General features: G+C 72.0%; 25 protein-coding genes and 1 pseudogene. 24 read left to right on the top strand and 2 right to left on the bottom strand.

Annotated features, from left to right (window positions below; translation table 11 throughout):
* Window positions 1-287: 287 nt before the first annotated feature.
* Window positions 288-416 (top strand): hypothetical protein, encoded by a 129-nt coding sequence (locus Prum_RS54155; protein WP_281369098.1) that lies wholly within the window; start codon window positions 288-290, stop codon window positions 414-416.
* Between the two features lie 32 nt (window positions 417-448).
* Here Prum_RS54155 and Prum_RS40840 read toward each other — a convergent pair whose 3' ends face one another.
* Entirely contained in the window at window positions 449-823 is a 375-nt protein-coding gene (locus Prum_RS40840) for an ArsR/SmtB family transcription factor (protein ID WP_173082397.1), read from the bottom strand.
* Between the two features lie 78 nt (window positions 824-901).
* Here Prum_RS40840 and Prum_RS40835 point away from each other — a divergent pair, with 78 nt between their 5' ends.
* The 12 genes from Prum_RS40835 (at window position 902) to Prum_RS40790 (ending at window position 9,682) form a co-directional block, all read left to right on the top strand.
* Entirely contained in the window at window positions 902-1,045 is a 144-nt protein-coding gene (locus Prum_RS40835; RefSeq protein ID WP_173082395.1) for a hypothetical protein, read from the top strand.
* A 77-nt stretch (window positions 1,046-1,122) separates the two neighbouring features.
* Window positions 1,123-1,455 (top strand): ArsR/SmtB family transcription factor, encoded by a 333-nt coding sequence (locus Prum_RS40830; protein WP_173082393.1) that lies wholly within the window; start codon window positions 1,123-1,125, stop codon window positions 1,453-1,455.
* A complete protein-coding gene (locus Prum_RS40825; protein ID WP_173082391.1) occupies window positions 1,452-1,949 on the top strand; it encodes a GNAT family N-acetyltransferase in 498 nt (165 codons plus the stop codon). The genes Prum_RS40830 and Prum_RS40825 overlap by 4 nt, the downstream gene beginning before the upstream one ends.
* 12 nt (window positions 1,950-1,961) lie before the next feature.
* The gene (locus Prum_RS40820; protein WP_173082389.1) at window positions 1,962-3,155 is read left to right on the top strand and encodes an NAD(P)-binding domain-containing protein; all 1,194 of its coding nucleotides are present in this window, start codon (window positions 1,962-1,964) and stop codon (window positions 3,153-3,155) included.
* 92 nt (window positions 3,156-3,247) lie between these two features.
* The gene (locus Prum_RS40815) at window positions 3,248-4,168 is read left to right on the top strand and encodes an ROK family transcriptional regulator (RefSeq protein ID WP_246278441.1); all 921 of its coding nucleotides are present in this window, start codon (window positions 3,248-3,250) and stop codon (window positions 4,166-4,168) included.
* Window positions 4,141-4,380: a hypothetical protein gene (locus Prum_RS52840; protein WP_246278440.1), complete on the top strand. Its 240-nt coding sequence runs from the start codon at window positions 4,141-4,143 to the stop codon at window positions 4,378-4,380. The genes Prum_RS40815 and Prum_RS52840 overlap by 28 nt, the downstream gene beginning before the upstream one ends.
* A 60-nt stretch (window positions 4,381-4,440) precedes the next feature.
* Complete coding sequence (locus tag Prum_RS40810; protein WP_246278439.1) at window positions 4,441-5,439, top strand: extracellular solute-binding protein; 999 nt, start codon at window positions 4,441-4,443, stop codon at window positions 5,437-5,439.
* Between the two features lie 59 nt (window positions 5,440-5,498).
* The gene (locus Prum_RS52835) at window positions 5,499-5,747 is read left to right on the top strand and encodes a hypothetical protein (RefSeq protein WP_246278438.1); all 249 of its coding nucleotides are present in this window, start codon (window positions 5,499-5,501) and stop codon (window positions 5,745-5,747) included.
* Window positions 5,748-5,750: 3 nt separating this feature from the next.
* A complete protein-coding gene (locus tag Prum_RS40805; RefSeq protein WP_173082387.1) occupies window positions 5,751-6,725 on the top strand; it encodes a carbohydrate ABC transporter permease in 975 nt (324 codons plus the stop codon).
* On the top strand, window positions 6,722-7,540 hold the full coding sequence (locus Prum_RS40800; protein WP_173082386.1) for a carbohydrate ABC transporter permease: 819 nt from the start codon (window positions 6,722-6,724) through the stop codon (window positions 7,538-7,540). The genes Prum_RS40805 and Prum_RS40800 overlap by 4 nt, the downstream gene beginning before the upstream one ends.
* A complete protein-coding gene (locus tag Prum_RS40795) occupies window positions 7,537-8,727 on the top strand; it encodes a family 4 glycosyl hydrolase (RefSeq protein ID WP_173082384.1) in 1,191 nt (396 codons plus the stop codon). Before Prum_RS40800 ends, Prum_RS40795 begins: the two co-directional genes overlap by 4 nt.
* A 211-nt stretch (window positions 8,728-8,938) precedes the next feature.
* Entirely contained in the window at window positions 8,939-9,682 is a 744-nt protein-coding gene (locus tag Prum_RS40790) for an N-acetylglucosamine kinase (protein ID WP_246278437.1), read from the top strand.
* A 164-nt stretch (window positions 9,683-9,846) separates the two neighbouring features.
* Here Prum_RS40790 and Prum_RS40785 read toward each other — a convergent pair whose 3' ends face one another.
* Entirely contained in the window at window positions 9,847-11,160 is a 1,314-nt protein-coding gene (locus Prum_RS40785) for a UDP-glucose dehydrogenase family protein (RefSeq protein ID WP_173082382.1), read from the bottom strand.
* 149 nt (window positions 11,161-11,309) lie between these two features.
* Between Prum_RS40785 and Prum_RS40780 the strand changes: the two genes are divergently transcribed.
* The 11 genes and pseudogenes from Prum_RS40780 to Prum_RS40735 all read left to right on the top strand — a co-directional run bounded on the left by Prum_RS40780 (window position 11,310) and on the right by Prum_RS40735 (window position 24,178).
* Window positions 11,310-11,546, top strand: a complete 237-nt coding sequence (locus tag Prum_RS40780; protein ID WP_218577599.1) for a hypothetical protein — start codon at window positions 11,310-11,312, stop codon at window positions 11,544-11,546.
* Window positions 11,536-13,281 (top strand): fumarate reductase (quinol) flavoprotein subunit, encoded by a 1,746-nt coding sequence (gene frdA, locus Prum_RS40775; protein WP_173082380.1) that lies wholly within the window; start codon window positions 11,536-11,538, stop codon window positions 13,279-13,281. The genes Prum_RS40780 and frdA overlap by 11 nt, the downstream gene beginning before the upstream one ends.
* Before the next feature lies 1 nt (window position 13,282).
* Window positions 13,283-14,023: a succinate dehydrogenase/fumarate reductase iron-sulfur subunit gene (locus Prum_RS40770; protein ID WP_173082378.1), complete on the top strand. Its 741-nt coding sequence runs from the start codon at window positions 13,283-13,285 to the stop codon at window positions 14,021-14,023.
* Window positions 14,020-14,409, top strand: a complete 390-nt coding sequence (locus Prum_RS40765; RefSeq protein WP_173082376.1) for a succinate dehydrogenase/fumarate reductase transmembrane subunit — start codon at window positions 14,020-14,022, stop codon at window positions 14,407-14,409. Before Prum_RS40770 ends, Prum_RS40765 begins: the two co-directional genes overlap by 4 nt.
* Window positions 14,397-14,765: a fumarate reductase subunit FrdD gene (gene frdD, locus Prum_RS40760; RefSeq protein ID WP_173082374.1), complete on the top strand. Its 369-nt coding sequence runs from the start codon at window positions 14,397-14,399 to the stop codon at window positions 14,763-14,765. The genes Prum_RS40765 and frdD overlap by 13 nt, the downstream gene beginning before the upstream one ends.
* 65 nt (window positions 14,766-14,830) lie before the next feature.
* The gene (locus tag Prum_RS40755; protein WP_173082372.1) at window positions 14,831-15,817 is read left to right on the top strand and encodes a 2-dehydropantoate 2-reductase; all 987 of its coding nucleotides are present in this window, start codon (window positions 14,831-14,833) and stop codon (window positions 15,815-15,817) included.
* Window positions 15,818-15,934: 117 nt separating this feature from the next.
* Window positions 15,935-19,738 (top strand): annotated as a pseudogene (locus Prum_RS40750) (Pls/PosA family non-ribosomal peptide synthetase); the annotation flags it as partial.
* A 484-nt stretch (window positions 19,739-20,222) separates the two neighbouring features.
* Window positions 20,223-21,545 (top strand): M1 family metallopeptidase, encoded by a 1,323-nt coding sequence (locus Prum_RS40745; RefSeq protein ID WP_173084720.1) that lies wholly within the window; start codon window positions 20,223-20,225, stop codon window positions 21,543-21,545.
* Between the two features lie 194 nt (window positions 21,546-21,739).
* Window positions 21,740-22,015 carry a DUF1876 domain-containing protein gene (locus Prum_RS40740; RefSeq protein WP_173082370.1) on the top strand — a complete coding sequence of 92 codons (276 nt, stop codon included), beginning with the start codon at window positions 21,740-21,742 and terminating at the stop codon, window positions 22,013-22,015.
* 667 nt (window positions 22,016-22,682) lie between these two features.
* Window positions 22,683-22,892 carry a hypothetical protein gene (locus Prum_RS52830; protein ID WP_246278436.1) on the top strand — a complete coding sequence of 70 codons (210 nt, stop codon included), beginning with the start codon at window positions 22,683-22,685 and terminating at the stop codon, window positions 22,890-22,892.
* Entirely contained in the window at window positions 22,841-24,178 is a 1,338-nt protein-coding gene (locus Prum_RS40735; protein WP_246278435.1) for an MFS transporter, read from the top strand. The genes Prum_RS52830 and Prum_RS40735 overlap by 52 nt, the downstream gene beginning before the upstream one ends.
* The last annotated feature ends 17 nt before the right edge of the window (window positions 24,179-24,195 follow it).

Here is a 24,195-nt window from a genome sequence, read left to right as displayed (position 1 = left end):
TAGACGAACCACGACCGGACCGTGCGGTCCGCGGGCCACCCGGACGAGTCGATCGGCCCCCACGCGCCAACGCCACCCCCTGGCTGACATTGCGGGACTGTGCGGCAAGTGTCCTCCGATCGTCCCGAAGGTTCCACCACTCCACCCACGTCAACGCCGGGAACGGTTCGCCGCCGGCCGGCACAGCACATCGACGCGCCCGCAGCGCCCGTTCGATCGGCGACGCTGAGCCGGTCAGACGGAGCCGACGCCGGCCCGCAACACCTACCACCGACAGGAACTCCGCCATGGGTATCTGGACCGACACCATCACCAACGACCTGATCAAACTCGCCACCGCCACAGCAGTCCTGGCCACCGCGGTCGTCAACCGGCGCCGGCGCCGGCGGCGGGATGGCACCCGTCGCCGGCGCTGACCCAGTAGACGGCGCCGGGACGCCCTGCAGTACTACGCCTCGACTGTGTCTCGCGTTGCGAGCAGGGCGGCGAGTTGGCGGATGATGCCGGGTCGGGGGCGGTAGTAGACCCAGGTGCCGCGGCGTTCGGCGTCGACGAGGCCGGCGTCGCGAAGGGTCTTGAGGTGGTGAGAGATCGTCGGCCCGCTCAGCGTGAACGCCGGGGTGAGTTCGCAGACGCAGATCTCACCGGCGGGCGCTGAGGCGATCATCGACATGAGTTGAAGTCGGACCGGGTCGCCAAGGGCCTTGAACGCCGGAGCGAGCACGGCAGCCGTCTCGGGGGACACCGTCTGCTCGCTGATCGGCTCGCAGCACGCCGCTCCCGCGGAGAGGTCGGTGAGCGAGAGACCAGCCTGCTTTGACATTCGTCTAGCTTGACAGGTCTCGAAGCAGGGTGCAAACCTGATTAGAGAAGCGTCTAAACAGACTGAGGAGTGTGGGTCATGTTCCGGATCGTTCGCCGCCGGATCAGCGATGGGGTGCGGTTCTGCGACAGCTGCGCCGAGGTGACGACCGCCGCTCAACGGGCGGAGCGCCGGTACGAGCGCGGCCAGGCGTCGGTCCGGGCGTGGATCGTCCCGCGTTGACTGCGCTTCGCGAGACCAACAACCGAGGCGCTAAGCTTTCATCGTTGATCGGCGATAGACGATGAAGGTTCATATTGATGTCCGAGCTGTTGAATCGGAAGGTCGCGGAGCAATACGCGTCCTGGTTCCGCGCGTTGGCCGACCCGAGCCGGGTGCAGATCGTGGAGTACCTGGCCCGGCAGGACCGGCCAATGCCGGTCGGCGAGATCGTCGCCGCGGTCGGGTTGGCGCAGTCGACTGTGTCGCAGCATTTGAAGGTGTTGGCGGACGTACGGTTCGTCCTGGTCGAGCCGGTCGGCACGGCCCGGTACTACCGGATCAACCGCAACTGCGTCACCTGCTTCCCGTCCGCGGCGGACGTGGTGATGGGCAACCCCGCACCGGATCCTCCCGCGGAGGTGTGCGGATGAAGATCCGACCGATGCGCGAGGCGGACGCCGACGCGGTGCTGCGTATCTATCAGGCGGGTATGGACTGCGGCCACGCCAGCTTCGAGTCGGTGGCGCCGCCGTGGGCGGTGTTCGACGCGAGCAAGCTGCCCGATCACCGGTACGTCGCGGCCAGCGACCACGACGAGGTCCTCGGCTGGGTCACCGTCTCGGCGGTCTCCAGCCGGCAGGTGTACGCGGGGGTTGTCGAACACTCCGTGTACGTCGACCCGCGAGCCCAGCGCCGCGGCGTCGGCCAGGCGCTGCTCGAAGCTCTGATCGCGTCTACCGAGGCGGCGGGGATCTGGACCATCCAGTCCGGAGTCTTCCCGGAGAACACCGCCAGTCTTGCCCTGCACCGCCGGGCGGGCTTTCGCGTCGTCGGCGTCCGCGAACGGATCGGCCAGCACGCCATGCACGGCGGCTGGTGGCGCGACGTCGTCTTCATCGAACGCCGCAGCCCCGTCATCGGCTGAAGGAGTTCCACTGTGGACGTACGTGCGGATCTGCCGGTCGTGGTCATCGGCGCTGGCCCGGTCGGGCTTGCCGCTGCCGCTCACCTTCATGAGCGCAACCTTCCCTTTGCCGTCCTCGAGGCCGGCGACAAGCCGGCCGCGGCGGTGCGGCAGTGGGGCCATGTGCTGCTGTTCTCGCCCTGGCGCGACAACATTGACGGCGCGGCCCGCCGTTTGCTGACCGGCGAAGGTTGGGCCGAGCCCGACCCGGACGTCCTGCCGAGCGGCGCGCGGTTGGCCGCCGACTACCTTCAGCCCTTGGCGGATCTGCCCGCGCTCAAGCCGCATGTGCGCTACGGCGCTCGGGTCACCGCGGTCACCCGTCTTGGCGTGGACCGCGTCCGCACCGCCGGCCGGGAGGCGACGCCGTTCCTCGTCCGGCTCGCCGGCGGCGAAGACCTGCTCGCGCGGGCGGTGATCGACGCGTCCGGCACCTGGGAGACGCCCAACGTGATGGGCGCCTCTGGCATCCCCGCCCACGGCGAAACGGCCGCCGGGCGTTTCATCGAGCAGGCGTTGCCGGACGTGCTGGGCGCGGACCGGGACCGGTTCGCTGGCCGCCGCACACTGGTCGTGGGGGCCGGCCACTCAGCCGCCAACACGCTGCTGGCCTTGGCGGATCTCGCCGTGCGGGCGCCCGGCACGTCGGTGGTGTGGGCGATCCGATCGGCCAGCCCGACCCGCACGTACGGCGGTGGGGCCGCTGACGCGCTGCCGGCCCGGGGTGCCATCGGCAGCCGCCTCCGCGAGCACGTCGAGTCGGGCGCGATCGAGCTGCTCACCGGGTTCGGCGTCGATGCCGTCTCGCCATCCGGCGACGGTGTGGCCGTCTCGGACGGCACCCGGACCGTCACCGCGAATCGGATCGTCGCGGCGACCGGCTTCCGGCCCGAGCACGGCTTCCTGGCGGAGCTGCGCCTGGACCTCGATCCCGTGCTCGGCTCGACCCGGGCCTTGGCGCCGTTGATCGACCCGAACGAGCACTCCTGCGGCACCGTCCCGCCGCACGGCGTCGACGAGCTTGCCCATCCCGAGCCGAACTTTTACGCGATCGGGGTCAAGAGCTACGGCCGGGCGCCGACGTTCCTGATGGCGACCGGGTACGAGCAGGCGCGCTCGGTCGTGGCCGCGCTGGCCGGCGACTGGGCGGCCACGAGACCTACGTGAAGGATCCGAGTCGGGGGCTTGACCGGGGGTCGCAGCGAGACCTAACCTCTCGGATCAGTTAGTTAAGTTGCCTAACACTTCGAGGGGACGGGATGACGCGACTCGCCGGCTCGTCCAAGCTGCTGCGCGCCATGAACGAGAGCGCCGCGCTGGCGCTGTTGCTCGACCGTGGCACGCTCACCCGGGGCGATCTGCGGGAGCTGACCGGCCTGTCCAAGCCCACCACGTCCGAGGTGATGCGCCGCCTCACCGACGCGGGCCTCGCGCTCGTGGTGGGTCACACCAGCGGCGGCCCGGGCCCGAGCGCGGAGATCTACGCCGCCAACCCGGCCGCCGGGCACGCCATCGCCATTTCGGTACGGGAGACGCCGCCCGGCCTGGTGGGTGTCCTGTGCGATCTGACCGGCACGGTGGTCGCCCGCGCCGAGGCGGAGGCGGGCGAGCCGGTCGCGACGGTGAGCGGGCTCGCCGCCGACCTGACCGCCCGCGCCAGACTCACACCGGGCGCCGTCAATCTGGTCCAACTCGGGCTGCCCGGCTCGTACGACGCGCGGGCCGGCCTGGTCCGGCACATCGACGCGCCCGGGTGGGACCGACCCGGGCTGGTCGCCGACCTGGCCGCCCGCATCGGGGCCACGGTCGCGGCGGACAACGACGTCAACCTCGCGGCCATCGCCGAACGCCACCACGGCGTGGCCGGCGACGCCGACAGCTTCGCGCTCGTCTGGTTCGGTGGCGGCCTCGGCCTCGCCATCGATCTGGGCGGCACGCTGCTGCGCGGCGCGCGCGGGGGCGCCGGCGAGATCGGGTACGTCCCGGTCGGGCTCGGCGGCGGCGACCTGACCGACCTGGTCGGCGGCCCCGGCGTACTCCGGCTCGCGGCCGAACACGGCGTGGCCGCACCGACCCCCACGACGCGGTGGCCGCTGGCGGCGACGCTTTTCTCGACGCGCTCGCCGGGCGCATCGCGTACGGGCTCGCGGCGGTGGCCGCGGTACTCGATCCGCCCCTGATCGTCCTGGCCGGCGAGGTGGCGCGGGCCGGCGGCCCGGGGCTCGCCGACCGGGTGACCGCCGCGCTGCGCGCCACCACCCCGCTCGACACCGCCATCGCCGTCACCGGCATCACCGGGGACCCGGTCCTGCTCGGCGCGCTCGTCGCCGCGCACCAGGCCCTCCGCGAACAGATCATCGACAACCTGCGGGACGCCGTCCCAGCCGCCTAACCCCCTCATTTCAACACCGCACACGGGAGTGGATTCACCATGCCCACAATCAGCCGAAAAATGCGTGTAAGTAGTGCAATAGCCGCCGTGCTCGTCCTCGCCGCCTGTACGCCCGGCGCGGCCGAGAAGCCCGTCGCCTCCCCCGGCGTCGAGGCCAGCGGGACGGTGGAGTTCTGGCACTTCTTCACCGACCGCGAGGCCAAGGCGATCGACACGATCGTCGACGACTTCCGGGCCAAGCACCCGAAGATCACCGTGGTGGTGAAGTCCGGCCAGGACGACACCAAGATGCTCCAGGCCATCGGCGCCGGCCAGGGCCCCGACGTGGGCCTGTCGTACTCCACCGACACGGTCGGGAAGTTCTGCGCCAGCGGTGCCTGGCTCGACCTCAAGCCGTACGTCGAGCGGGACGGCGTCGACCTCGGCAAGCTCCAGCCGACGGTGCGCAGCTACACCGAGTTCAAGGGCAAGCGGTGCGCGATGCCGTTCCTGGCCGACACGTACGGCTTCTACTACAACAAGAAGCTCTTCACCGAGGCCGGCATCACCTCCCCGCCGAAGACCCTGAGCGAGCTCACCGACGCCGCCAAGAAGCTCACCAAGCGCAAGGCGGACGGCACCATCGAGCGCGCCGGCTTCCTGCCGCTGTTCGGCTTCTACGAGAACTCCCCCTCGCACCTGTCCCCCGCCGTCGGCGCGAAGTTCCTCAACGGCGACGGCACCAGCGCGATCGGCTCCGACCCTGCCTGGCTCGAGCTGCTCAAGTGGCAGAAGGACCTGGTCGACTGGTACGGCTACGACAAGCTGGAGAAGTTCCGCGCCAGCCTCGGCGACGAATGGTCCGCCGACCACGCGTTCCACAAGGGACAGGTCGCCATGATGGTCGACGGCGAGTACCGGATCGCGTTCCTGCGCGACCAGGCCAAGGACGTCCAGTTCGGCACGGCCCCGCTGCCGGTCAGCGACGCGCACCCCGACTGGTACGGCGCCGGCTACGTCACCGGCAACGTCATCGGCGTGTCCAAGACGGCCAAGAACCCGAGGCCGCGTGGGAGCTGATCCGCTACCTGACCACCGACACAGGCGCGATCGTCAAGCTGGCCAACCTCATCAAGAACGTGCCGAGCACCACCGACGCCCTCGCCGCCCCCGGCGATCTGGCGACCGACGCCGACTTCAAGGTGTTCATCGACATCCTCCAGAACCCGCACACCGTCACCACGCCGCCCAGCGCGGTCGGGCCGGCGTACGAGGAGACGCTCGCGACGTTCGTGCAGAAGTATCAGGCGGGCCGGGGCGGCGACCCGAGCGCCGGCCTGAAGGACGTCGACAAGCAGATCAACCAGCTCGTCCAGCTCGCGGGCTGAGCGATGACGGCTCTGTTGGAGAGGCGAGCCGGCCGCGCCACCGCGGCCGGCCCGCCGCCGGGCCTGCGCCAGCGCCGGCGCCGCGAACGCCTCGTCGTACTCAGCTTCATGGCCCCCGTCCTGCTGGGCCTGGTCGTCTTCCTGGTCTACCCGCTGCTGGCCAGCGTGTACTTCTCGTTCACCACGTTCGACCTCATCAACGCACCGCAGTGGGTGGGCCTGCGCAACTGGCGGCACCTGCTGGAGGACCCGAACGTCCGCAAGGCGGCCACCAACACCCTGTGGCTGGTCGCCGTGCTGGTGCCGGCCCGGATCCTCGGCGCGCTCGGCACCGGCGTACTCCTGGCGCGGTTCAAGCGCGGCTCCGGCCTGTACCGGACGCTGTTCTACCTGCCCGCGCTCGCCCCGCCGGTGGCCGCGACGCTGGCGTTCGTCTTCCTCTTCAAGCCCGGCACCGGCCCGGTCAACACGCTCCTGGCCGACCTTGGCGTGCAGGGTCCACTGTGGTTCAACTCGCCGACGTGGGCCAAGCCGTCGCTGGTGCTGCTGGGCCTGTGGGGCATCGGCGACCTGATGATCATATTTCTGGCCGCCCTGCTGGACGTGCCCAAGGAGCAGTACGAGGCCGCCTCGCTCGACGGCGCCGGGCCGGCACACCAGTTCCGCTACGTCACCCTGCCGAACATCGCGCCGGTGCTCCTGTTCGCCACCGTCACCGGGGTGATCCAGACGTTGCAGTACTTCACCCAGGCGGCGGTCGCGGCGAGCGTCGCCTCCGGCGCGGCCACCACCGGCGGCGGCATCTCCTCCACGTTCGGCTATCCGGAGGGGTCCACATTCACCTATCCACTGTGGCTGTACGTCGTCGGCTTCCGGTACGGCGCCCTCGGCTACGCCAACACCCTCGCGGTGGTGCTCTTCGTGGTCGCGATCGCGGTGACCGCGGTGCTGCTACGCCGGTTCCGGAGCTTCGCATGAGAACCCTCGCCTTCGTCGGCCGGCACGCGATCGCGATCGCGCTGTCCGTCATGTTCCTGTGCCCCATCGTGTTCCTCGCGCTGACCTCGTTCATGACCGACGACCAGGCGCTCACCGCCAGCCTGTGGCCGGCCAGCTGGCACCCCGGCAACTACACCGAGGTCTTCGCCCGCACGCCGCTGCCGCGCTACCTGCTCAACACCATCGTGTACGCCGTCTGCGCCACCTGTTTCATGCTGCTGGCCAGCGTGCCCGCGGCGTACGCGCTGGCGAAGCTGCGCTGGCGCGGCCGCACCGGCGTCTTCGTGGCCATCATCTGCATGATGATGCTGCCGCCGCAGGTGACCACTGTTCCCCTCTATCTCATGTGGGCGAACTACGGCCTCACCGGCACGATCTGGCCGCTGGTCCTGCCGATGCTGCTCGGCGACGCGTTCTCCATCTTCCTGCTCCGCCAGTTCCTGCTCACCATCCCGGACGAGTACCTCGACGCGGCCCGGGTGGACGGCTGCGGGGAATGGCGCACGCTGCTGCGGGTGGTGCTGCCGATGGCCAAACCCGGCATCGCCGCCGCCGCGATGTTCCAGTTCTTCTACGCCTGGAACGACTACTACGGCCCGCTGCTCTACACCAGCGAGAACGAGTCCAACTGGACGCTCTCCATCGGGCTGGCCTCGTTCCGCTCGCTGCACCACGTCGAGTGGAACCTGATCTCGGCGGCCACGCTGCTCACCATGGTGCCCATCGTCGTCGTCTTCTTCTTCGCGCAGAAGGCGTTCGTGCAGGGCGTGACACTCACAGGGGTCAAAGGATGAAAATCGCGGTCGTGGGCGGCGGGTCCACGTACACGCCGGAGCTGATCGACGGGTTCGCGCGGCTGCTCCCGGACGCGCAGGTGTGCCTGGTGGACCCGGCGGCCGACCGGCTGGCCGTGGTCGGGCCGTTCGCGGCGCGGCTGCTGCCGGGCACCACCTGGACCACCGACCTTTCGGCCGGCCTGGACGGCGCGTCCATTGTGGTCATCCAGCTGCGCGTCGGCGGGCAGCAGGCCCGGATCCACGACGAGACCTTCCCGCTCGCGTGCGACTGCGTCGGCCAGGAGACCACCGGCGCGGGCGGGCTCGCCAAGGCCGTCCGCACGGTGCCGGTGGTCCTCGACGTCGCGTCGCGGGTCGCACCGGACGCCTGGATCGTCAACTTCACCAACCCGGTCGGCATCGTCACCCGGGCGCTGCTGGACGCCGGCCACCGGGCGGTCGGGCTGTGCAACGTGGCGATCGGCTTCCAGCGCCGGTTCGCGGCGCTGCTGGGCGTCGCGCCCGAGGCGGTCGACCTCGACCACGTCGGGCTCAACCACCTCACCTGGGAGCGTTCGGCCTATGTGGACGGTGTGGACCGGATGCCGGAGCTGCTGCGCGACCACCTCGACGCGCTCGCCGCCGAGGTCCAGCTGCCCACCGCCGTACTGTCCACTCTGGGCAGCGTGCCCTCGTACTACCTGCGCTACTTCTACGCCCACGATCTCGTTGTCCGACAGATGCGGGGCAAGCCCACCCGGGCGCACGAGGTGGCCCGGATCGAGGCCCAACTGCTCGACCTGTACGCGGACCCGGGCTTGACGGAAAAGCCCGCCCAGCTGGCCCAGCGCGGCGGCGCGTACTACTCCGAGGCCGCGGTCGGGCTCATCGGCTCGCTGCTGTCCGGCGACGGCGCCCACCACGCGGTCAACGTCCGCAACCGGGGCACCCTGCCGTTCCTGCCCGACGACGCGGTCATCGAGGTGACCTGCGCGGTGGACCGGGACGGCGCCACGCCCCGCCCGGTCAAGGCCGTCGGCCCCGCCCTGTCCGGCCTCATCGCCGCGGTCAGCGGGTACGAGGAGCTGGCGCTGGCGGCGGCCCTGCACGGCGGACGCTCCCGCGTGTACGAGGCGCTGCTAGCCCACCCCCTGATCGGCCAGCACGAGCAGGCCGACGCCCTAGCCGACGAGGTCCTCGCGTGAGCGCGCCGCTAGGCGCCGGCCCTCGTGTTGATCAGGGACCGTCTCGGGCGTGTCGCAGCGTGCCGAGGGAGCAGGTCCCTGATCAACACCGGCGAGGGCTCTACGTCGCCGTCGACGGAGGGGCCACCAAGACCGCCCTTGTGCTCGGGACGTCCAGCGGGGAGGTGCTGGCGTCCGTGCGGGGGCGCGGTCGTCGCCACACTACGTGGGGGTGGACGGCAGCATCGCGGTGATCGACGCGCTGGTCCGCGAGGCGCGCGCCGTGGCCGGGCTGCCAGCGTCGGCGGTGCTGGACCGGGCCGAGGTCTACCTGGCCGGGGCGGACCTACCGGCCGAGGTGGAGGTGCTGGACAAGGCGGTCGGCGAGGCCGGCTGGGCGCGCGAGCACCGGGTCGACAACGACACGTTCGCCCTGCTGCGCGCCGGCACCGACGCCCGGGACGCGGTCGCGGTGGTGTGCGGCACCGGCATCAACTGCGTCGGGCGTACGGCCGACGGGCGCACGGCGCGCTTCCCGTCGCTGGGGCCTATCTCCGGCGACTGGGGCGGCGGTGAGCACCTCGGCCAGATCGCGCTGTACCGGGCAGCCCGCGGCGAGGACGGGCGCGGCGCGGCGACGGCGCTGTCCGCGGCGGTGGCCGGGCACTTCGGCCGGGCCTCGGTCGAGGAGGTGTCCGCCGGGCTGCACTTCGAGCAGATCCCGAAGACGCGGGTCGACGAGCTGAGCCTGGTGCTCTTCGCGGTCGCCGCCGCCGGTGACGCGGTGGCCCAGCGGATCGTCGCCCGGCAGGCGGAGGAGATAGTGAGCCTGGTCCGGGTGGCCGCCGGGCGGCTGGACCTGCACGACACCCCGTACGCGGTGGTGCTCGGCGGCGGGGTGCTCGCCGCCCGGCACCGCCTGCTGCAGGACGCCATCGAGGAGGGGTCGCGGCGCATTCGCCGTACGCCGCGCTGACGTTCCTGACCGCGGCCCCCGTGACCGGCGCCGCCCTACTCGCCCTGGACGCATTCGGCGCCCCACCGTCGGCGATTCGCGTGTTGCGCGCAGCCCTCCGTTGACCTTGCAAGGAAGGGCACCTTGTTATGCAAAAAGCGATAACAAGGTGCCCTTCCTTGCATCTAGGGGCGGCCTAGGGCGCGGTATTCCCAGCCGGCCGCGCGCCACGTCGCCGCGTCCAGGGCGTGCCTCCCGTCGACCACGCGGCGGTGGGTCACGGCGTCGCCGAGGACCGCCGGGTCGATCTGGCGGAAGTCGGCCCACTCGGTCAGCAGCACCACGACGTCGGCGTCGCGGGCCACGTCGAGGGTGCTGGTGCCGTACGTCAGCTCGGGGTGGATCCGGCGGGCGTTGTCCATGGCGGCGGGGTCGAAGACGCGCACCACGGCCCCGGCGCGCTGCAACGTGCTGGCCACGTCGAGGGCCGGCGCGTCGCGGACGTCGTCCGAGTTGGGCTTGAACGCGGCGCCGAGCGCGGCGACGCGTACCCCGGAAAGATCGCCACCGACCAGCTCGCGCACCAGGTCGACGGTCCGGGACCGGCGGCGCTTGTTGATGTCGTCGACCTCGCGCAGGAACGAGACGGCCTGGCCGACGCCCAGTTCCTCCGCGCGGTGCATGAACGCCCGGATGTCCTTGGGCAGGCAGCCGCCGCCGAAGCCCAGTCCGGGCTTGAGGAAGCGGCCGCCGATCCGGTTGTCGTAGGCCAGCGCCGCGGCGAGGTCGTGCACGTCCGCGCCGGTCCCCTCGCACACCTCGGCCATGGCGTTGATGTAGGAGATCTTGGTGGCCAGGAACGAGTTGGCGGCGACCTTGACCAGCTCGGCGGTGGCCGGGTCGGTGACCACGGCCGGGACGCCCTGGGCGAGCACCGGGGCGTACGCGGCCCGCAGCTGCTCCTCGGCCCAGGCGGATGTCACGCCGAAGACCAGCCTGTCCGGTTTCATGGTGTCGTCGACGGCGTAGCCCTCGCGCAGGAACTCGGGGTTCCAGGCCAGCTCGACCGCGTCGCCGGCCGGCGCGAGGCGGCGGACCAGCGCGGCCAGCCGGGCGGCCGAGCCGATCGGCACGGTGGACTTGCCGACCACCAGGGTGCGGCGGCGCAGGTGCCCGGCCAACTCGGTGACGGCGCTGTCGACATAGCTCATGTCGGCGGCGTACGACCCGGGCCGCTGCGGCGTCCCGACGCAGACGAAGTGGACGTCGCCGAACTCGCCCGCCTCCGCGGACGAGGTGGTGAACCGCAGGCGGCCCGATTCGAGGGCCTTGGCCAGCAGTTCCGGCAGGCCGGGCTCGAAGAACGGCACCTCGCCGGAGCCGAGGCGCTCGACCTTGCCCGGGTCGACGTCGACGCCCAGCACCTCGTAGCCGAGGACCGCCATGCAGATCGCGTGGGTGGCGCCGAGGTAGCCGGTGCCGATCACGGTGAGACGCATCCTGACCACGGTAGGGCCGGTTTCTAGTTGATCACGCCATCTGTCCGGAAACGGACTGTTTCAAGATCTGGAACGAAAGGGTTCCACGGCCGCTCAGGGAGTGGGACCATATTGACAGACTCCGCCCTAATCGATCAGAGGAGCGGGCGATGGTCGGACACCGGATCCATTTCGTCAGCGAGCGCGCGCCGTGCGGCCGGATGGTCGAGGGGGACCACTACCGGGACTCCGACGACTACGGTCTCGTCTTCACCGACGAGTACTACTCCTGCGGCTGCCGCAAGATCCAGCACCAGTTCCACGACGGCAGCGTGCAGACGCGGTCGGTCCGCCACGACGGCAAGGTGCTCTTCGACGACTGCGGCCCGCTGCACGATGCCTCCTGACCTCGCCACGACGCACGACGTCGTCATCGTGGGCGGGGGCGGCGCCGGCCTGCGCGCGGCGATCGCGGTCGCCGAGGCCGACCCGGGGCTGTCCGTCGCCGTGGTCAGCAAGGTCTACCCCATGCGCAGCCACACCGTCTCCGCCGAGGGCGGGGCCGCGGCGTCCATCACCGCCGAGGACAGCTTCGACGAGCACGCGTACGACACGATCTCCGGTGGCGACTGGCTGTGCGACCAGGACGCGGTGGAGATGTTCGTGCGCGAGGCGCGGGCCGAGTTGCTGCGCCTGGAGCACTGGGGCTGCCCCTGGAGCCGTACGCCGGACGGGCACGTCGCGGTGCGGGCGTTCGGCGGCATGAAGAAGATGCGCACCTGGTTCGCCGCCGACAAGACCGGCTTCCACCTGCTGCACACGCTGTTCCAGACGTCGCTGAAATACCGCCCGGTGATCCGGTACGACGAGTGGTACGCCACCAAGCTGCTCGTCGACGACGGCCGGGTCTGCGGCGTGGTGGCGATCGAGCTGATGTCCGGGCGGATCGAGGCGATCGGCGCCAAGGCGGTCGTCCTCGCCACCGGCGGCGGCGGAAAGGTCTTCCCGTTCACCACCAACGCCAACATCTCCACCGGCGACGGGATGGCCCTGGCGTACCGGGCCGGGGCGCCGCTGAAGGACATGGAGTTCGTCCAGTACCACCCCACCGGGCTGCCGTTCACCGGCATCCTCATCACCGAGGCGGCCCGCGCCGAGGGCGGCTGGCTGCTCAACAAGGACGGCTACCGCTACCTGCAGGACTACGACCTGGGCCAGCCCACCCCGGACCCGGTGCTGCGCAGCATGGAGCTCGGGCCGCGCGACCGGCTCTCCCAGGCGTTCGTGCACGAGGCGGCGAAGGGCCGGACCATCGACAGCCCGTACGGGCCGGTGGTGCACCTCGACCTGCGCCACCTCGGGGCCGCGAAGATCGAGGCCAAGCTGCCGATGGTGCGCGAGCTGTGCCGGGAGTACGAGCGCATCGACCCGGTGCGCGACCTCGTCCCGGTCCGGCCGGTCGTGCACTACATGATGGGCGGCGTCCACACCGACATACAGGCCGCCACCCCGCTGCCCGGCCTGTACGCGGCCGGCGAGACCGCCTGCGTCAGCATCAACGGCGCCAACCGGCTGGGCTCCAACTCGCTGCCGGAGATCCTCGTCTTCGGCGCCCGCGCCGGGGCGGCCGCCGCGGCGTACGCGGCCCAGGCACCGCCGATCGGCGCCGCGGTGGCCGCGCAGGCCGCCGACGAGACCCGCCGGCTGGAAGCGCTGCTGGCCCGCGAGGGCGGCGAGTCCGTCGCGACCATCCGGGCCGCGATGCAACATGCCCTGGAGGGCGCCGCCGGCATCTACCGCGACGGGGACACCCTGGCCAAGGCCGCCGACACGCTCCGCGAACTACAGGAGCGGGCCGCCTCCACGGGCCTCGGCGACAGCAGCCGTACGTTCAACACGCAGCTGGTCGCGGCGCTGGAGCTGGCCGCGATGCTCGACATCACGGAGTCCATTGTGCACAGTGCGGTGCGCCGGGAGGAGTCGCGCGGCGCGCATCAGCGCACCGACTTCCCGGCGCGCGACGACGTCAAGTACCTCGCCCATTCCCTGGCCCACCGCGAGGCCGACGGCGGCTGCCGCATCGAGTACGCGCCGGTCACCGTCACCCGCTGGCCGCCGGGCGAGCGCGTCTACGGGAGGTGAAATGGCGGAAATCACCCTGAGGGTCTCCCGCTACCAGCCGGAGACCGACACCGCGCCAACCTTCCAGGAGTACGCGGTGCCGCTGCGCGAGGACTGGGCGATCCTCGACGCGCTCAACTACATCAAGGACGAGCTCGACCCGACCCTGTCGTACCGCTGGTCGTGCCGGATGGGCATCTGCGGCAGCTGCGGCATGACCGTGAACGGCGAGCCGAAGCTGTCCTGCGGCACGTTCCTGGTCGACCACGCGCCCGGACCGATCCTGGTGGAGCCGCTGCGCAACTTCCCGGTGATCCGCGACCTCGTCATCGAGATGACCGACTTCATGCACAAGCTCGGCGCGGTGCAGCCCTGGATCATCCGCGACGAGACGGAAGACGACCCCAGCAGCGAGCTCCTCCAGACACCGTCCCAACTGGACGACTACAAGCAGTACAGCATGTGCATCAACTGCATGCTGTGCTACTCGGCCTGCCCGGTGTACGGCCTGGACTCCGCGTTCATCGGCCCGGCCGCGATCGCGCTCGCCCAGCGGTACAACCTGGACTCCCGCGACGAGGGCGCGGCCGAGCGGCTCGACGTGCTGTCCGACGACGAGGGCGTGTGGGGCTGCACGTTCGTCGGCGAGTGCACCCGGGCCTGCCCCAAGGGCGTCGACCCCGCCGGGGCCATCCAGCGCGCCAAGCTGGTCGCCGCCAACGAGGCGATGAAGGCGTTCCTGCTCCCCAAGTGGGCGCGATGACCGAGTTGCGGCAACGCCTGTACCGCCAGCGGGTATCGCTGTTCTGGTGGCTGTCCAAGCCGACCTACCTGCTCTTCGTGGTACGCGAACTGACCTCCGTCGCCGTGGTGTGGTTCGTGGTGTACCTGCTGCTGCTGGTGCGCGCGGTCGGCGCCGGACCGGAGTCGTACCAGGACTTCCTGGACTGGTCCGCGCGGCCGTGGATGGTGGCCGTCAACGCCGTCGCGCTGGCGCTGGCCGTCTTCCACACCGTCACCTGGTTCCTGGTGACGCCGCAGGCCATGGTGCTCAAGGTGCGCGGCCGCCGGATCCCCGGAGCCGCCCTCGCCGGCGCGCTGTACGCGATGTGGTTCCTGGTGTCGGCGGTGATCCTGTGGCTGCTGTGAAAGAGGATCGCGCCTCGCCCGAGCCGTTTCTGTGGCTGGCGTTCAGCGCCGGCGGGGTGGTGACCGCCCTGACCGTGCCGGCGGTGCTCTTCCTGTTCGGCATCGCGTTCCCGCTCGGCTGGCTGGACCCGCCGTCGTACGCCGACATCTTCACGCTGCTGCGCAACCCGCTCGCCCGGCTCGTCGTGGTGGGCCTGGCCGGGCTCGGGCTCATGCACGCCGCGCATCGCCTGCGCCACACGGTCCGCGACGGACTACAGCTCCAGCGGCACGGCACCGCCATCGCCGCCACCTGCTACGGCACCGCCGCCCTGATCACCGGCTACGCCGTCTACCTGGTGGTGTCAGCCCTCTAAGTGCAAGGAAGGGCACCTTGTTATCGCTTTCTGCATAGGAAGGGTCCCTTGCTAACGTCGCGGGTGTGAGGGTGTGCATCGTCGGGGCGGGCGCCGTCGGGAGCGTCATCGGGGGGCGGGTGGCCGCTAGCGGTGGCGCCACGACCACAGCTCTGGCGCGTGGGGGGACGTTGGCGGCGCTGCGGGCGCACGGGTGGCGGCTGCATACGGCGGACGGCCTCGTCACCGGGCCGGTCACGGCCAGCGACGACCCGGCGGAGTTGGGCGAGCAGGACGTCGTCGTGCTGACCGTCAAGGCCCACGCGCTGCCCGCCCTCGCCCCCGCGCTCGGACCGTTGATCGGCGCGGACACCGTGGTGGTGCCGGCCATCAACGGGGTGCCGTGGTGGTTCTTCGACGGCATCGGCGGGCCGTTCGACGGGCTGCGGCTGCGCGCGGTCGACCCGGACGGGTCGGTGGCCGCCGCGATCCCGACCGCCAACCTCGCCGGCTGCGTCGTCCACCTCAGCGCCAGCGTCGTCGAGCCGGGGTTGGCCCGGCACCACGCCGGCAACGGCCTGATCCTCGGCGAACCGCGCGGCGGGACGAGCAAGCGCGTGGACGCCCTCGCCGAGTTGCTGACACCGGCCGGCTTCGCGGTCACCGTCTCCACGCGGATCCAGAACGAGATCTGGTACAAGCTGTGGGGCAACATGACGATGAACCCGATCTCGGCACTCACCGGGGCGACCGCCGACCGGATCCTGGACGACGACCTCGTCGACGGGTTCATCCGCGCCGTGATGGGCGAAGCGGCGGCCATCGGCGAACGGATCGGCTGCCCGATCGCGCAGACCGCCGCCGACCGGAACGCCGTGACCCGCCGGCTCGGCGCGTTCAAGACGTCGATGCTGCAGGACGCGGAGGCCGGACGGCCGCTGGAACTGGACGCCATGGTCACCGTCGTACGCGAAATCGGCGCTGCCGCTGGCGTCGCCACCCCGTACATGAACGCGTTGCTGGGCCTGACCCGGCTGGCCGCACGGGAACGCGGCCTCTACCCCGCACCATAGGGACGCGTTGTGGCGGCGGACACGAAGCTGTCGTTCGGCCGTTACCTGCTCGTCAGGTCCCGTACCCTGGACGGTTGGCACGCGCGCCCCGATGGCGTCCGTCCAGGAAGGTGCGCGATGACCCTCACCCCTGTGCTGCCCGCCGCTGTGTACGCAACGGAACGCGCCCCCGACCGCCGCACGCTGCTGGACATCTTCGCCGCGACGGTCGCCCGCTATCCAGACGCGCCCGCACTCGACGACGGCACCGAGGTGTACGACTACCGCCGGCTGGCCGCCGAGGTCGAGGCGCAGTCCGAAAAGCTTGCCGCCGCGGGCATCGGCGCCGGCGACCGCGTCGGGATCAGGATCTCTTCGGGTACGGCCGAGCTGTACACCGCGATCCTCGGGGTTCTCGCGGCCGGCGCGGCGTACGTACCCGTGGACGCCGACGATCCGGACGAGCGGGCCGCGCTGGTCTTCGCGGAGGCCGGCGTGTGCGCGGTGCTCGGCGACGGCGGCGCGCTCACCATCCACGCTGCCGGCAACGAGCCGCGGCCGTACGACGACGCGTGGATCATCTTCACCTCCGGCTCCACCGGCCGGCCGAAGGGCGTCGCGGTCAGCCACGCGTCCGCGGCGGCGTTCGTGGACGCGGAGGCGCGGCTCTTCCTCAAGAACGCGCCCATCGGGCCGGGCGACCGGGTGCTGGCCGGGCTGTCGGTGGCGTTCGACGCGTCCTGCGAGGAGATGTGGCTGGCCTGGCGGCACGGCGCCTGCCTGGTGCCGGCGGCGCGGTCCCTCGTCCGCAGCGGCGTCGACCTCGGCCCGTGGCTGGCCGACCAGCGCATCACCGTCGTGTCGACGGTGCCGACCCTGGCCGCGCTGTGGCCCGCGGAGGCGCTGGACGACGTACGGCTGCTGATCTTCGGGGGCGAGGCGTGCCCGCCGGAACTGGCGGAGCGGCTCGCCGTGGACGGGCGCGAGGTCTGGAACACGTACGGGCCGACCGAGGCCACCGTCGTGGCGTGCGCCGCCCAGCTGACCGGCGAGGGCCCGGTGCGGATCGGGCTGCCGCTGGCCGGCTGGGAGCTGGCGGTGGTCGACGCGGACGGCGAACCGGTGCCGATGGGCGACACCGGCGAGCTGGTCATCGGCGGCGTGGGACTGGCCCGCTACCTGGACGCCGACAAGGACGCCGAGCGGTTCGCGCCGCTGCCGTCGCTCGGCTGGGACCGCGCCTACCGCAGCGGCGACGTGGTCCGCGCCGACCCCGCGGGGCTGATCTTCGTGGGCCGCAACGACGAGCAGGTCAAGCTCGGCGGCCGCCGGATCGAGCTGGGCGAGGTGGACGCCGCACTGCAGGCCCTGCCGGACGTCGCGGGCGCCGCGGCGGCGGTGCGCCGTACCGGATCGGGCAATCAGATCCTGGTCGGCTACGTGGCCGTGCGCGAAGGCGCACCGTTCGACCCGGCCGCGGCGCTCGCCCGGCTGCGCGAGCAGCTGCCCGCCGCGCTGGTCCCCCGGCTGGCGGTCGTCGAGGCGCTGCCCACCCGGACCTCCGGAAAGGTGGACCGGGCCGCGCTGCCCTGGCCGCTGCCCGACACGGAGGCGGCGGACACCGCGCCGGCGGAGCTGTCCGCGACCGAGGCGTGGCTGGCCGACGGCTGGGCCGAGGTCCTCGGCGTACGCGTCACCGCCCCGGACGCGGACTTCTTCAGCAACGGCGGCGGCAGCCTCGCCGCCGCGCAGCTCGTCGCGTGGATCCGGGCCCGCTTCCCGCAGGTCTCCGTCGGCGACCTCTACCAGCACCCGAGGCTCGGGCAGCTGGCCGCGGTGCTGGAGACGCGGGGCGCGGCCACCACCACCAAACGCGAGGTCGCACCCACCCCGCGGCGCGCTGGCGTGATCCAGACGCTGCTCATGGTGCCGCTGATGACGGTCGTCGGGCTGCGCTGGCTGACCGTCCTGGCCGCGGCGGCCGAGCTCCTCGGCACGCCGTGGGCGCCGGTGGTCTCCTGGTGGTGGGTGGCGCTGGGCTGGCTGGTGCTCTTCAGCCCGGTCGGCCGGATCGCCATCGCCGCCGGCGGGGCGCGGCTACTGCTGCGCGGCGTCCGTCCCGGTCGCTATCCGCGCGGCGGCGCGGTCCACCTGCGGCTCTGGACGGCGGAACGCCTCGCCGAGCTGAGCGGCGCCACCAGCGTCGCCGGGGCGTCCTGGATGACCCGGTACGCGCGTGCGCTGGGCGCCCAGATCGGGCCGGACGTCGACCTGCACTCGGCCCCGCCGGTCACCGGCATGCTGCGGCTCGGCCGGGGCGCGGCCGTGGAGCCCGAGGTCGACCTGTCCGGGTACTGGGTCGACGGCGACGTCGTACACATTGGACAGATCCGGATCGGCGCCGGCGCGCGGATCGGCGCGCGCAGCACGCTGCTGCCGGGCGTACGGGTGGGCAAGGGCGCGGAGATCGGGCCGGGCTCGACGGTGCGCGGGACGGTGCCGCAGGGACAGCGCTGGGTCGGCTCGCCGGCCACCCGGGCCGGCCGGAGCGCGCACGCCTGGCCGGAGGAGCGGGCGCCCCGGTCCCGGCGGTGGGCCACGGCGTACGGCGTCACCTCGGTCCTGCTGGGTGTGCTGCCGGCGGTGGCGGCGCTACCAGGCGTGGCGGTGCTGGCGTACGCGGTGCACGGCACCGCGACCGTGGGCGCCGCGGTGACCGCCGCCCTGCTCGCCGCGCCGCTGGCCGCCCTGGCGTACCTCGCCGCGTACGCGGCGCTGGTGCTCGGCGCGGTGCGGGCGCTGAGCGTGGGCCTGCACGCCGGCTACCACCCGGTGCACGGCCGGATCGCGTGGCAGATCTGGGCGACCGAACGGCTGATGGGCATGGCCCGGGTCGGGCTCTTCCCCTTGTACGCCAGCCTGCTCACGCCGGTGTGGCTGCGGCTGCTCGGCGCGAAGGTGGGCCGGGACGTCGAGGTGTCCACCGTGCTCGCCCTGCCAAAGATGACCACGGTGGCCGACGGCGCGTTCCTGGCCGACGACACGATGGTGGCCACCTACGAGCTCGGGCACGGCTGGCTGCACGCGGCCCCGGCCCGGATCGGCAAGCAGGCGTTCCTCGGCAACTCGGGGATGGCCGCGCCCGGTCACTCGGTGCCCAAGCGCGGGCTGGTGGGCGTGCTGTCCTCCGCACCGCGGAAGGCGAAGAAGGGCTCGTCCTGGCTGGGCATGCCGCCCATGCCGCTGCGCCGCTCGCCGGAGGAGGCGGACAGCAGCCGGACGTTCGACCCGCCGGTACGGCTGAAGGTCGCCCGGGCCCTGGTCGAGCTGTGCCGGCTGGTGCCGGTGGCCTGCGGCGCGGTGCTCGCCGTACTCGTACTGGCCGCGCTCGTCACGCTGTGGAACGCGTTCGGGCCGGTGGCGGCGGGGGCGCTGGCCGGCGCGGTGCTGCTGGGCGCGGGCGTGCTGGCCGCCGCGACGGCGACCGCCGTGAAGTGGGCGCTGGTGGGGCGGTTCCGGGCCACCGACCGGCCGCTGTGGGACTCGTTCGTGTGGCGCAACGAGCTGGCGGACACGTTCGTGGAGGTGCTCGCCGTGCCGTGGCTGATCGGTGCGGCCACCGGCACTCCCGTGCTCACCGGATGGCTGCGTACGATGGGCGCCAAGATCGGCCGTGGAGTATGGCTGGAGACGTACTGGCTGCCGGAGTCGGACCTGGTCCGCATCGGCGACGGAGCCACCATCAACCGCGGCTGCGTCGTGCAGACCCACCTGTTCCACGATCGGATCATGAGTATGGACGAGGTCACGCTGGCGCCCGGCGCGACGCTGGGCCCGCACGGCATCGTGCTGCCCGGCGCGAGCATCGGCGCCCGTACGACGGTCGGGCCCGGCTCCCTGGTCACCCGGGGCGACACCGTGCCGGCAGACTCCCGCTGGCTGGGCAACCCCATCGCGGCCTGGCCCCGGGGCCGGTCCAAGCCGGAGCTGGGCGCGCAGCGACCGGCCCGGCTTGGACCGGCAGCCGGGGCCGAAGCGAGCGCAGCGAGCCAGCCAGCAGAGCCCGGGGCCGGTCCAAGCCGGAGCTGGGCGCGCAGCGACCGGCCCGGCTTGGACCGGCAGCCGGGGCCGAAGCGAGCGCAGCGAGCCAGCCAGCAGAGCCCCGGGGCCGGTCCAAGCCGGAACTGGGCGCGCAGCGACCGGCCCGGCTTGGACCGGCAGCCGGGGCCGAAGCGAGCGCAGCGAGCCAGCCAGCAGAGCCCCGGGGCCGGTCCAAGCCGGAACTGGGCGCGCAGCGACCGGCCCGGCTTGGACCGGCAGCCGGGGCCGAAGCGAGCGCAGCGAGCCAGCCAGCAGAGCCCCGGGGCCGGTCCAAGCCGGAGCTGGGCGCGCAGCGACCGGTCCGGCTTGGACCGGCAGCCGGGGAATGAGGGAAGCCGCCAGGCCGGGTGCGGACCGGTCCGGAGACTCGTACCTTCCTCAGCACGGCAACGGCGGCTACCGGGCCATCCACTACGACCTGGACCTGGACTACCGGATCACCACGAACCGGCTCGCCGGGTCCGCCACCATCACCGCGCTGGCGACGCACGGGCTGTCCCGGTTCAGCCTCGACCTGGCCGGGATGCGGGTCGGCCAGGTACTCGTGGACGGCGCGCCGGCGAAGTTCGCGCACGAGGGCCGCAAGCTGCACGTCCGGCCGGCGGCGGCGATCCCGGCCGAGGCGGAGTTCCGGGTGGAGGTGCGGTACGCCGGCCGCCCCCGGCCGGTCGACGGACGGTGGGGCGACATCGGGTGGGACGAACTGTCGGACGGCGTCCTGGTGGCCAGCCAGCCGGTGGGCGCGCCGTCCTGGTTTCCCTGCAACGACCAGCCGTCGGACAAGGCCAGCTACCGGATCGCGGTGAGCACGGCCACGCCGTACTCCGTCATCGCCACCGGAAGGCTGGTGGAGCGCCGGCGGAGCGCGAGCACGACGGCCTGGGTCTACGATCTGCCGGAGCCGACCCCGACCTACCTGGTGAGTGTCCAGATAGGACGGTACGAGCGGATCGACCTGGACGCCGGGGGGCCGCCGCAGCGGGCGGCGCTGCCGACGCGGTTGCGCCGCCGGTTCGCGTACGACTTCGGGCGCCAGGGCGAGATGATGCAGGCCCTGCAGCGCTTCTTCGGCCCGTACCCGTTCGGGGAGTACACGGTCGTGGTCACGGACGACGACCTGGACGATCCGATCGAGGCGCAGGGCATGTCGATCTTCGGCGCGAACCACGTGGACGGCCGGCGCACGCACGAGCGGCTGGTCGTGCACGAGCTGGCGCACCAGTGGTTCGGCAACAGCCTGTCGGTGGCCGACTGGCGGCACATCTGGCTCAACGAGGGGTTCGCGACGTACGCGGAGTGGCTGTGGTCCGGCGCGTCGGGCGGGGCACCGGCGGAGGCGCTCGCCCGGATGTGGCACGCGCGGCTGGCCGCCCGGCCGGCTGACCTGCGGATCGCCGACCCGGGCGTGGCACGGATGTTCGACGAGCGCCTCTACAAGCGCGGCGCGCTGACCCTGCACTCGCTGCGCCGCGAGGTCGGCGACGAGCGGTTCTTCCGGCTGCTGCGGGCGTGGGTCGCCGAGCACCGGCACGGCACGGTGACGACGCCGGCGTTCACCGCGCTGGCGGAGCAGCACGCGGGCCGGCCGCTGGGCGAGTTCTTCGCGACCTGGCTGCACCGCGCGGCGCTGCCCGCCCTCACCGCCTGAGCCGGCGCACGCGGTCCCGGTAGGGGTCCCCTGTGGGGCGTTGCGACGTGAGCAGGGCTCCCCTATACCTGCCCAGGCGTGTACAGGGGAGCCCTCCTCACGGCCGGACGCCCAACGGGGGTCCCCCACGAAGGGCTGGCGCTACCGGCCGGGAAGGGCGACGCTAAGGATGAGTGCTCCAGGAGGTGGTCCCCATGGCTCTCGCGAAGCGGTGGACCGTGGATATCTTCATCGACGAGCAGGGCGACGAGCGGCGTACGCGCGCGGAGGCCCGGCTGGAGTCGCAGGACCGGGTGGGCCTGGCCGGCATCGGCACGGCGCGGCGCAACCCGGTCGATCCCGAGGTGCCCGCGATCGGCGACGAACTGGCCGTTTCCCGTGCTTTGTCCGATCTCGCCCACCAACTGCTGGACGCGGCGGCTGGCGACATCGAACAACACACCCACCGGCGAGCCCACCTCCGCGCCTGACCCACCACCCACGCACCGCCCGGCGTGGCCGCACGTCGTGCCGTGCGCCGCACCGCAGCCCGCCCGGCGCGCCGCCCGTCGATCAAGGACTCCTGCGTCGATCAAGGGCAAAGGGTCGTGGATCGGAGATCAAAGCACGACCGTTCGCCCTTGATCGACGGGCAGGGGCTGATCGACGGGCAAGGGCTGATCGACGCCGCGGCACCCCAGGCGGGCACACCCGGGCGCCGCACCGCGCCTCGCACGCCGAGGAGTACGAGGCCCGCGCGGTAGCCCCGCCCCGCCGCAGGGCTACCGCGGGCCCTACGCGCCGATCAAGGACTTTCCCGTCGATCAAGGGCAAACGGTCGTGGATCGGAGATCAAAGCACGACCCTTTGCCCTTGATCGACGGCTATGTCCTTGATCGGCGCACGCCCGCGCGCTGCGGGACGGCGCCGGCGCGGGGTGCAGCGCGGGGCGGGGCGGGGTGCCGCGCGGCGCGGGGAAGTCTGTCCATTGTGGTGGGTGGGCGGTACCTACCGGCCGGCCGGCTGTGATCAGCGACACCTTTACCGGTAATTGGTACGGATTCTGTCGCACCGGATCTTTATCTTCACCAGAGCCAGAAGGTGCCGGCAGTTCCCACTGGTGGGCCGGCACGGGGGACCTCACCGAAAGGCATTGAGATGTCACAAGACACCGCCGCGGCGACGCCGGTCGCGGGGGGCGCGGCCGACGTCGACCCCAAGCGCTGGCTGGCGCTCGTCGTCATCGCCATCGCCCAGCTCATGGTCGTGCTCGACGCCACCATCGTCAACATCGCGATGCCCGGGCGCAGGAGGCGTTGGAGATCTCCGACGCCAACCGGCAGTGGATCGTCACGGCGTACACGCTGACCTTCGGCGGCCTGCTGCTGCTCGGCGGCCGGATCGCCGACTACGTCGGGCGTAAGAAGGTCTTCCTGATCGGCCTGGTCGGCTTCGCCGGCGCCTCGGCGCTCGGCGGCATCGCCACCAACGCGGGCACGCTCTTCGCCGCGCGTGGCCTGCAGGGGGCGTTCGGTGCGCTCCTCGCGCCGGCCGCGTTGTCGCTCATCACGGTGACCTTCACGGACGTCAAGGACCGGGCCAAGGCGTTCGGCGTGTTCGGCGCGATCTCCGGTGTCGGCGCGGCGATCGGCCTGATCCTGGGCGGCCTGCTCACCGAGTACACGAGCTGGCGCTGGACGCTGCTGGTCAACATCCCGATCGCGCTGATCGCGGTGGCCCTGGCACTGCCGATCGTGCGGGAGAGCAAGGCGCACGGCAACACCAAGTACGACATCCCGGGCGCGGTGCTGGCCACCGGTGGGCTGGTCGCGCTGGTGTACGCGTTCACGAAGGCGGCCGAGGACGGCTGGTCCGCCGGGATCACGCTGGGCTTCTTCGCGGTCGCCGCGATCCTGCTGGTCGGGTTCGTGGTGTTCGAGGCCCGCTCGTCGCACCCGCTGCTGCCGCTGCGGGTGGTGCTGCACCGCAACCGGGGTGGCTCGTTCCTGACCTCGGTGCTGCTCGGCGCCGGCATGATGGGCATGTTCCTGTTCATGACGTACTACTTCCAGGGCACCCTGCAGTACTCGCCGATCAAGAGCGGCATCGCGTACCTGCCGTTCTCGTTCGCGCTCATCATCACCGCGATCGTGGCGAGCGGGCTGCTGCCCAAGGTGGGTCCGCGCGGCATGATGACGGTCGGCGGCCTGCTGGCCACGGCAGGCATGATCTGGCTGACCCAGCTGCGGATCGACTCGTCGTACCTGACGCTGATCCTGCCGGCCCTGGTCATCATGGCGGTCGGCATGGCCCTGGTCTTCGTGCCGCTGGGCAACACCTCGCTGACCGGCGTGGACGAGCACGACGCCGGCGTCGCCAGCGCGATGGTCAACACCACCCAGCAGGTCGGCGGCTCGCTCGGCGTCGCGGTGCTCAACACCGTCTTCACCACGGCGTTGGCCTCGTACGTCACGGACCACGGCCCGCAGTCCGCGCCGCTGGGCGTGGTGCACGGCTACAACGTGGCGTTCACGGTGAGCGCGGTGCTGATCGCCGCCTCCACGCTGATCGTCTTCCTGTTGGTCCGCAACACCAAGCAGGACACCGCGGCCGGCGCCACCGAGGAGGCCCGAGCGATGGTGCACGTCGGCTGACCCGCCGCCACACCACC

Source organism: Phytohabitans rumicis, from assembly GCF_011764445.1.
Lineage (GTDB): Bacteria > Actinomycetota > Actinomycetes > Mycobacteriales > Micromonosporaceae > Phytohabitans > Phytohabitans rumicis.
This window is presented reverse-complemented; position numbering and strand designations above follow the sequence as displayed.